Origin of the sequence: Burkholderia sp. 22313, from assembly GCF_052045245.1 — a bacterium.
Lineage (GTDB): Bacteria > Pseudomonadota > Gammaproteobacteria > Burkholderiales > Burkholderiaceae > Burkholderia.
The window spans coordinates 1-386 of record NZ_JBQEON010000098.1 but is presented as its reverse complement, the minus strand read 5'-3'; the positions used below and the strand labels follow the sequence as shown (position 1 = coordinate 386).

Sequence of the window (386 nt, the reverse complement as noted above, 5' to 3'; positions counted from 1 at the left end):
CTGCTAGTGAGCACACAGAGAATGCAACGCCAGCAGTCGAAAAGCCCGCCATGCCGTTCGCCGCGCAGGTTGTTGGCCTGATGTGGTTGAATCCGTTGCAACGCATGGACTACCCGACTGAATGGCAATTGTTGTGGACGCAGGGACTCGCCGCGCCAAACAAGAATGACGATATGGTTCGCACCGACCCGAAGTCCTTTACTACTCTGCAATCGGTCGCGGGCATCGCGTACGGCAACCGAGGCAAAGAAACATTCAGAGGCTTCTACCGCAAGTACATGTTTGAGTTTCCTCTGCTGCTTAGCTCGCGCTATGCCTTCAATCCAAAATACTTCTACACAGTCGCGCCCAACTATAAAAAGGACTGGCGGGAACTCGCGGGCATT

The 386-nt window shown here is 54.1% G+C and carries 1 pseudogene; it reads left to right on the top strand.

Features of this window, described 5'->3' with window-relative positions:
• Window positions 1-386, top strand: a pseudogene (locus ACTJKF_RS31450) (virulence factor); the annotation flags it as partial.